This window comes from Sphingomonas sp., assembly GCF_031426035.1.
In the GTDB taxonomy this organism is placed as follows: domain Bacteria; phylum Pseudomonadota; class Alphaproteobacteria; order Sphingomonadales; family Sphingomonadaceae; genus Sphingomicrobium.
This window is the reverse complement of record NZ_JANPKO010000140.1, coordinates 1-8,410: the sequence shown is the minus strand read 5'-3', so window position 1 is coordinate 8,410 and position 8,410 is coordinate 1. Positions and strand designations below refer to the sequence as shown.

Annotated in this window: 10 protein-coding genes; 5 read left to right on the top strand and 5 right to left on the bottom strand. The window is 66.8% G+C overall.

Annotated features, from left to right (window positions below; all coding sequences use genetic code 11):
- The coding region (locus RMP08_RS10215) for a CarD family transcriptional regulator (protein ID WP_310468892.1) at positions 1-423 on the bottom strand (423 nt) is incomplete at its 3' end.
- Positions 424-590: 167 nt separating this feature from the next.
- Positions 591-1,697, bottom strand: a complete 1,107-nt coding sequence (dinB, locus tag RMP08_RS10210) for a DNA polymerase IV (protein WP_310468891.1) — start codon at positions 1,695-1,697, stop codon at positions 591-593.
- Between the two features lie 30 nt (positions 1,698-1,727).
- Here dinB and sucC point away from each other — a divergent pair, with 30 nt between their 5' ends.
- The 4 genes from sucC to RMP08_RS10190 all read left to right on the top strand — a co-directional run bounded on the left by sucC (position 1,728) and on the right by RMP08_RS10190 (position 5,283).
- The gene (gene sucC, locus RMP08_RS10205; RefSeq protein WP_310468890.1) at positions 1,728-2,924 is read left to right on the top strand and encodes an ADP-forming succinate--CoA ligase subunit beta; all 1,197 of its coding nucleotides are present in this window, start codon (positions 1,728-1,730) and stop codon (positions 2,922-2,924) included.
- 22 nt (positions 2,925-2,946) lie between these two features.
- Positions 2,947-3,696, top strand: a complete 750-nt coding sequence (locus tag RMP08_RS10200; RefSeq protein WP_310468889.1) for an electron transfer flavoprotein subunit beta/FixA family protein — start codon at positions 2,947-2,949, stop codon at positions 3,694-3,696.
- Positions 3,693-4,622, top strand: a complete 930-nt coding sequence (locus tag RMP08_RS10195; RefSeq protein ID WP_310468888.1) for an FAD-binding protein — start codon at positions 3,693-3,695, stop codon at positions 4,620-4,622. The genes RMP08_RS10200 and RMP08_RS10195 overlap by 4 nt, the downstream gene beginning before the upstream one ends.
- 73 nt (positions 4,623-4,695) lie before the next feature.
- Positions 4,696-5,283, top strand: a complete 588-nt coding sequence (locus tag RMP08_RS10190) for a TIGR00645 family protein (protein WP_310468887.1) — start codon at positions 4,696-4,698, stop codon at positions 5,281-5,283.
- Here RMP08_RS10190 and RMP08_RS10185 read toward each other — a convergent pair.
- Genes RMP08_RS10185 through RMP08_RS10175 form a run of 3 tightly spaced genes read right to left on the bottom strand, consistent with a single transcriptional unit; the run spans position 5,280 to position 7,708 of the window.
- Positions 5,280-6,269 carry a histone deacetylase family protein gene (locus tag RMP08_RS10185; protein WP_310468886.1) on the bottom strand — a complete coding sequence of 330 codons (990 nt, stop codon included), beginning with the start codon at positions 6,267-6,269 and terminating at the stop codon, positions 5,280-5,282. The genes RMP08_RS10190 and RMP08_RS10185 overlap by 4 nt on opposite strands.
- Positions 6,269-7,480, bottom strand: coding sequence for a Na+/H+ antiporter NhaA (gene nhaA / locus RMP08_RS10180; RefSeq protein WP_310468885.1), 1,212 nt, complete (start codon positions 7,478-7,480; stop codon positions 6,269-6,271). Before nhaA ends, RMP08_RS10185 begins: the two co-directional genes overlap by 1 nt.
- Positions 7,481-7,522: 42 nt before the next feature.
- Complete coding sequence (locus RMP08_RS10175; protein WP_310468884.1) at positions 7,523-7,708, bottom strand: DUF3008 family protein; 186 nt, start codon at positions 7,706-7,708, stop codon at positions 7,523-7,525.
- A 97-nt stretch (positions 7,709-7,805) separates the two neighbouring features.
- On the opposite strand from RMP08_RS10175, the gene RMP08_RS10170 reads away from it, so the two are divergent.
- Positions 7,806-8,410: NAD-dependent epimerase/dehydratase family protein (locus RMP08_RS10170; RefSeq protein ID WP_310468883.1), on the top strand; the 605-nt coding region annotated here is incomplete at its 3' end.

Genomic DNA, 8,410 nt, shown 5'->3' with positions numbered 1-8,410 from the left:
CGCCAGGCGCGACGAGGCGGCTTCGAAGATCTGCCGCTCCGAATAGCTCTGCTCGGGCTGGTCGTCGGCGCGGAACAGGTCGCGGGTCACTTCGGCGATCGACGTCAGGTCGCCCGAATTGATCTTCGCTTCATATTCCTGCGCGCGGCGCGACCACATCGTGCGCTTGACCTTGGGCTTGCCGGTCAGCGTCTGCAGCGCGTCCTTCATCGTCTTGTCGCTCGACAGCTTGCGCATGCCGACCGAATCGGCCTTGTTGACCGGGACCCGCAGCGTCATCCGTTCCTTTTCGAAGCGGAGCACATAAAGGTCGAGGCGGGTTCCGGCGATCTCGGTGCTCTGGAGTTCGACCACCCGGCCGACACCATGCTTGGGGTACACCACATAATCGCCAACATCGAAGCTAAGGGCCTTAGCAGCCATTCATTGCACCTTTCTCTAACACCCACGCGTGCCGGCCTGCGCCACCGCAATCGCCCCCCAACAAGCGACCCCCCGGTCCAGCCAAGCACGTTCGTGAATTCGATCCTGCATGAAAGACCGCCGCAGAGGCGCGGACGGCCTATGACAATTATATAACAGAAAAATGCTCAGATCGCCAGCCCGAGTTGCTCCGGACCTGCGGGATCGTCCTCGGCCAGCGCATGGAGCCCGAGACCGAGCAGGCGGATGCCCTGCGGTACCGGCATCAGCGCCGCCAGCAGCACCTGCCCCGCCGCCTCGAACGCATCCTGCTCGGCGATCGGTCGAGCGAAGCTCTTCGAGCGCGTAATCAAGGTGAAGTCGGCGAACTTCACTTTCAACGTGACCGTCCGCCCGCGCACTTCGGCACGCTTGACCCGCTCCCACGCAAACCCGGCAACGCGCGTCAATTGCGCGGCGAGCGCGGCCGGATCGCGCAGATCCTCGTCGAACGTGCGTTCGGCGGAAACCGATTTGTACGGCCGGTCGGGCTTGACCTCGCGCTCGTCGATGCCGCGGCAGATCCGCCAGTACCACTGCCCGGCGCTGCCGAAATGCGCCTCGAGCTGGGGCGGAGTCCACTCCCGCAGGTCGGCCCCGGTGACGATCCCCAACCGCGCCATTTTCTGCGCGGTGACCGGTCCGACCCCGTGAAACCGCGCCACCGGCAGCGAAGCAACGAATTCGGGTCCGCGCTCGGGCGTGATCACGCACAGCCCGTCGGGCTTGTTGTGGTCGGACGCGAGCTTGGCGATGAACTTGCAGTAGCTGACCCCGGCCGACGCGGTGAGCCCGGTTTCGGCGCGGACCCGGCGGCGGATGTCCTCGGCGATCTTGCGCGCCGTGCCCAGCCCGAGCCGGTCCTCGGTGACGTCGAGATAGGCCTCGTCGAGGCTCAATGGCTCGATCAAATCGGTGTAATCGGCGAAGATTGCGCGAACCTGCTGTGACACCGCTTTGTAAACGTCGAAGCGCGGCTTGACGAACACCAGCTCGGGGCAGCGCCGCCTTGCCGTGACCGACGGCATCGCCGAGCGCACCCCGAACTTGCGCGCTTCATAGCTCGCCGCCGCGACCACCCCGCGATGCCCGCCGCCGACCGCCACCGGTCTGCCTTTGAGCGCGGGGTCGTCGCGCTGCTCGACGCTCGCGTAGAACGCGTCCATGTCGACATGAATGATCTTGCGCTGGGGCCGCTCGGGCACGGTCGGTGGCTGGCGTTCGGCGCTTTGCATGGCGGCGCATATTGCTTAAGGCGCCACCCCATGAACATCCACGAATATCAGGCGAAAGACCTGCTCGCGAAATTCGGCGTCCCGGTTCCCGCCGGCTTTCCCGCAATGAGCGTCGAGGAAGCCGTCGCCGCCGCGCAAAAACTCCCCGGGCCGTTGTGGGTGGTCAAGGCGCAGATCCACGCCGGCGGGCGCGGCAAGGGCAAGTTCAAGGAACTCGGCCCCGACGCCAAGGGCGGTGTCCGCCTCGCCAGGTCGATCGACGAGGTCCGCGCCGCCGCCGCCGACATGCTCGGTAACACCTTGGTCACCATCCAGACCGGTCCTGCCGGCAAGCAGGTCAACCGCCTCTACATCACCGACGGTGTCGACATCGGCAAGGAATTCTATCTTGCCCTACTCGTCGACCGCGCCACCGGGCGCATCGCCATCGTCGCCTCGACCGAAGGCGGGATGGACATCGAGAAAGTCGCCCACGACACGCCCGAAAAAATCGAGACGCTGACCATCGACCCGGCGACCGGGCTGATGCCGCATCACGGCCGCGCCGTCGCCGCCGCGCTCGGCCTGTCGGGCGATCTCGCCAAGCAATGCGGCAAGATCCTCGGACAATTGTACGCCGCGTTCACCGGCACCGACGCGTCGCAGATCGAGATCAACCCGCTCGCCATCACCGGCGACAAATTGATGGTGCTCGACGCCAAGATCGGCTTCGACGGCAACGCCGAATTCCGCCACCCCGACCTCGAGCAGATGCGCGACCTGTCGGAGGAGGAGGCAAGCGAAATCGAGGCCTCCAAATACGACCTCGCCTACATCAAGCTGGACGGCGACATCGGCTGCATGGTCAACGGCGCCGGGCTCGCCATGGCGACCATGGACATCATCAAATTGTCGGGCGGTGCGCCGGCCAACTTCCTCGATGTCGGCGGCGGCGCGTCGAAGGAGAAAGTCACCGCGGCGTTCAAGATCATTCTCAGCGACCCGACCGTGAAGGGCATCCTCGTCAACATCTTCGGCGGCATCATGAAGTGCGACATCATCGCCGACGGCATCGTCGCCGCCGCGCGCGAGGTCGATCTCCAGGTGCCCTTGGTGGTCCGGCTCGAAGGCACCAATGTCGCCGAGGGCAAGGCGATCCTCGCCAAGTCCGGCCTCAAGATCGTCGCCGCCAACGATTTGGGCGACGCCGCCAAGAAGATCGTCGCCGAAGTCAAAGCAGCGGCCTGAACCGCATCGTGGAGTGCCAGGAATGAAACTGCTCGTCGCCGTCAAACGGGTGATCGATTACAACGTCAAGCCGCGCGTCCGGATGGACGGGTCGGGGGTCGACCTCGCCAACGTCAAGATGAGCATGAACCCGTTCGACGAGATCGCCGTCGAGGAAGCCATCCGCTTGAAGGAAAAAGGCGCCGCCACCGAGATCGTCGCGGTCTCGATCGGCCCCGCCAAGGCGCAGGAAACACTGCGCACCGCGCTCGCGATGGGCGCCGACCGCGCCATCCTGGTCCAGACCGATGACGAGGTCGAGCCGCTCGCCGTGGCCAAGATCTTGAAGGGCGTGGTCGAGGAAGAGCAGCCCGGGCTGGTCATCCTCGGCAAGCAGGCGATCGACGACGATTCCAACCAGGTCGGCCAGATGCTCGCCGCTCTGCTCGGCTGGCCGCAAGGCACCTTCGCGTCGAAGGTCGAAGTCGCCGGCAACGACGTCCAGGTAACCCGCGAGGTCGACGGCGGGCTCGAGACGGTCAAGCTCGCTACCCCCGCCGTCGTCACCACCGACCTCCGCCTCAACGAGCCGCGCTACGCCTCGCTGCCCAACATCATGAAGGCCAAGTCGAAGCCGCTCGCCAACAAGACGCCGGCCGATTTCGGCGTCGACACCGCGCCGCGGCTCGAGACGCTCAAGGTGACCGAGCCATCGAAGCGCACCGCCGGGGTCAAGGTCGCCTCGGTCGACGAATTGGTGAGCAAATTGAAGACGCTGGGAGTGGTGGCATGAAAACGCTGGTGCTGGTCGAACATGAAGGCGGCGCGATCAAGGACGCGACCTTCGCCACCGTCACCGCCGCGGCCGAGCTCGGCGAAGTGCATTTCCTCGTCGCCGGAGCAGGGGTCGGCACGGTTGCCGAAGCCGCCGCCAAAATCGCCGGCGCGGGCAAGGTGCATGTCGCCGATGGCGCGCACCTCGAGCATCAATTGGCCGAGGATGTCGCCCCGGTCGCCGCCGCGCTGATGGCGAGCCACGACGCGTTCCTCGCCTCGTCGACCACCACCGGCAAGAACGTCGCCCCGCGCGTCGCCGCTTTGCTCGACGTGATGCAAATTTCGGACATATTGTCGGTCGAGGGCGAAGACACGTTTACGCGCCCGATCTACGCCGGCAACGCCATCGCCACGGTCAAGTCGAAGGATGCCAAGAAGGTCATCACCGTGCGCGGCACCGCCTTCGCCAAGGCCGCCGCCGAAGGCGGTTCGGGCTCCGTCGAGGCGGTCGATGCCGGTGCTGCTTCGGGCAAGTCTTCGTTCGTCGGCGCCGAATTGAGCAAGTCCGAGCGGCCCGAGCTGACCAGCGCGAAAATCATCGTCTCGGGCGGCCGCGCGTTCGGCAGCTCCGAGCAATTCCACGCTTTGCTCGACCCGCTCGCCGACAAGCTCGGCGCGGGGGTCGGGGCGTCGCGCGCCGCGGTCGATGCCGGCTACGCGCCCAACGATTACCAGGTCGGCCAGACCGGCAAGATCGTCGCCCCCGAAGTGTACATCGCGATCGGCATTTCGGGCGCGATCCAGCACCTCGCGGGGATGAAGGACAGCAAGGTCATCGTCGCCATCAACAAGGACGAGGAAGCGCCGATCTTCCAGGTCGCCGACGTCGGCCTGGTCGGCGACCTGTTCAAGATCGTCCCCGAGCTGACCGAGAAATTGTAGGCGCGGCGCGGCCTTAGCGCAGTTTTAACCGTTTTCGCTTAATCCGCTGCCACCAACGGCAGTGGGGGCGAGTGTGCGTCACGACAAGATCAAGGCGGCGAGACCGGTCGAGCAGGAAGCGCCGCCGAGCTTCCCGCAGCGCCTCGAAAGCGGGCTCGAGGCGGTGCTGTTCGGCAGCCGCTGGCTGATGGCGCCCTTCTACCTGCTGATGGTCGCGGCATTGTGCATGCTGCTGGTCAAGTTCGGCCAGGAAACCTGGCACATCGTCACCCACACTTTGAGCATGACCGAATCCGATGCGGTGCTCGCGGTGCTGTCGCTGATCGACATCACTTTGACCGGCAATTTGCTGCTGATGGTGCTGTTCGCCGGCTACGAGAATTTCGTGTCGAAGATGGACGTCAAGGACCATCCCGACCGCCCCGAATGGATGGGCAAGGTCGATTTCGCCGGACTGAAACTGAAGCTGATCGCGTCGATCGTTGCGATTTCGGGCATCAATCTGCTCAAGAACTTCATGGCGCTCGACGGCGTCACCATGAGCCCGGGCAAGGAGCAGCAATTGTTCTGGATGGTGGTCATCCATTTGGTCTTCATCGCGTCGGGCGTGATGTTGGCGGTGATGGACAAGATCGTCGCCGTCACCGGCCCGCGCCACTAGAACCCGCTAAGGAACGCCGCCACATTGGCGCCCAGCGCCTCGACCGCGTAGCCGCCCTCCATCACCACCAAGTTCGGCAGCCCTAAGGCGGCGATGCGGCGCGCCATCGGGGCGTAATCGCGGGTCTCCAACGCGAAATGGCTGATCGGATCGTCGACGAAGGTGTCGGCGCCGTAGGACACGATCAGCAGTTCCGGCGAGAAACCGCTTAGCCATTCGATCGCCTCGACCAGCGCCGGCTCATACTCTGCCCACGTCGTGCCGCGCGGCAGCGGCAGATTGAGCGACGCCTCCCCGCCATCGTCGGCATGGCCCCAGAAATAGGGGTAATCCATCGTGGGGTCGGCGTGGATCGACGCGAACGCGACATCGCGGCGCTCGTAGAAAATATCCTGCGTGCCGTTGCCGTGGTGATAATCGACATCGAGGATCGCGACCTGCCTGACCCCCGCCGCCAGCGCCGCCTCGGCGGCGATCGCGGCGTTGTTCAAATAGGAATAGCCGCCGAGATAATCGCGGCCGGCATGATGCCCCGGCGGCCGGGTGAACGCGAACGCGCTGCGCTCGCCGCCGAGCACGGCGTCCAATGCCGACAGCGCGGCCTGCGCGCCCCAATAGCTCGCGTCCCACGTCCGCTCGCCGATCGGGGTCGCGGTGTCGAAGCTGTGCTGCCCGAGCCGCGCGTCGATACGCGCCAGGTCGAGCGGCCGCCGCCGGACAACCGGAAAGGTGTACGGAAACGCATCCCCCTCGCGCCCCGCCGCGCGCCAGTCGCCATGCGCGGTCTCGAGAAATTGCAGGTACTCGGACGAATGGACCGCCAGCAGCGGCGCCATGCCGTGATCGCGCGGCACTTCGGTCGGCCCGATCGCGGCGAGGATGGCATCGACCCGGCCACCATGCTCGGCCGCCGGGTGCAGCGCGCCGTTGTAGAATTCCGCCGCCGGCGCATGGCCGCGCTGCCGCTCGTCCCAGAAGCAGCGCATCACCTCTCCTCCGGTTGGTCGGCGCCGAAGATCTCCTCGGCCTCATCGGCATCCTCGGCCAGCGCCGGGGTCGGCGCGGCCAGCCGCAGCACCGCCCATCCCGCCAGCGCCGACAGCAGCGACCCCGCCAGCGTGCCGAGCCGCGCCGCGTCGATCCGCGCCGCGTCCCCCGGAAACGCCAGCTGGCCGATGAACAGGCTCATCGTGAACCCGATCCCGCACAGCAATGCCACGCCATACAGCTGCGCCCAGCTGGTCCCCGCCGGCCGCGGCGCGAGCCCGCTGCGGTCGGCCAGCCACAGCGCCCCAAACACCCCGGCCTGCTTGCCGACGAACAATCCGAGCAGGATCGCCAGCGGCAATGGCTGGACCAGCGCTCCGACCCCGCCGCTCAACGCCACCCCTGCACTGGCCAGCCCGAACAACGGCATCACCCCGAACATCACGTAGGGGTGGATGGCATGCTCGAGCCGCTTCAATGGCGACCGCGCCTCACCGCGCCCTAAGGGCACCGTCAGCGCCGCCACCACTCCCGCAATCGCCGGATGGATCCCGCTCGCCAACATCGCCAGCCACAGCAAGGCGAACCCGGCCAGGAACGGCGCCAGCCGCCGCACCCCGAACAGCGCCATCCCCGCCATCGCCGCGGTGATCACCACCGCCGCCGCGATCGCGCCCGCATCGAGGTCGCTGGTGTAGACCAGCGCGATGATGATCACCGCGCCGACATCGTCGACGATGGCGATCGTCACCAGCAGCAGCTTGAGCGACGGCGACGCGCGCTCCCCGAGCAGCGCCAGCACCCCGATCGCGAACGCGATGTCGGTCGCCGCCGGGATCGCCCAACCCCGCGCCAGGTCCGGGTCGACCCCAATCACCGCGAGATACAGTAGCGCCGGCACCGCCATTCCCGCGACCGCCGCCACCATCGGCAACCGCCGCTCGGCCGCGCTGGCCAACCGGCCGTCATACCATTCGCGCTTCACCTCGAGCCCGACGAGCAGGAAAAACACCGCCATCAGCCCGTCGGCGATCCACTGGTGGACGCTCGGCACCCCGAGCCGCGGCAACGCCGGCCCGAACCGATAGTCGAGCAGATGATGAAAAGCCTCGGCCGCCGGGCTGTTGGCGAGCACCAGCGCCACCGCCGCCGATCCGATCAGCGCCAGCCCGGCCAGTTTCTCCCGCCGCCGAAGCGTATCCGCTGCCATCCGCCCGGGTTAGCGGGCGCGCGGCCCCAGCGGAAGCCGAACTCAGTCGCCGACGTGCTCGGGCTTGCCCTTGCGCTTGGTCGAGGCGAATTCCTCGAGCTGCTTTTCGCTCATCGATTCGGCCATCTGCTTCGACGCGCCGCGCAATTCGCTCTTCGGCGTATCGCCGCGCTTGGCCGACAATGCTGCGCCGGCGGCCTTTTGCTGGGCTTTGCTTTTTGCTGGCATCTCGGTAACTCCTCACTCGCCGCGCCTCAAACGCGCGAGCCCGGCAATCGTTCGTGGGGAACGGGCGCGGCCAGCCAAGCATTGCAGCGGGATGTCATTGACCAGTCACACGACCCGCTTTGCCCTGGTCACCGGCGGCGCCGGTTTCATCGGCTCGCATTTGGTCGACCGCCTGCTCGCCGACGGCGCGCGCGTGGTGTGCCTCGATAGCTTCGTCACCGGCCGCCACGAGAATGTCTCGCACCTCGCCGGCGACGCCCGGTTCGAGCTGGTCGAGCACGACGTCATTGCCCCCTTCCCGGAGGCGATCGAGCGCACTCGCTTCACCCACATCTATCACCTCGCCTGCCCCGCCTCGCCGCCGCATTACCAGGCCGACCCCGAGCATACCCTGCTGACCAACGTCGTCGGCACCAGCAACGCGCTGCGCCTCGCCGAGCGGACCGGCGCGCGGCTGCTGCTGACCTCGACCAGCGAAGTCTATGGCGACCCCGAGGTGCATCCGCAGGCCGAGGACTATCGCGGCGCGGTCAGCTGCATCGGGCCGCGCGCCTGCTACGACGAGGGCAAGCGCGCCGCCGAGACGCTGGCGTTCGATTTCCACCGCTTGCGCCGCGCCGACGTGCGCGTCGCGCGGCTGTTCAACACCTACGGCCCGCGCATGCGCCCCGACGACGGGCGGGTGGTGTCCAACGTCATTTG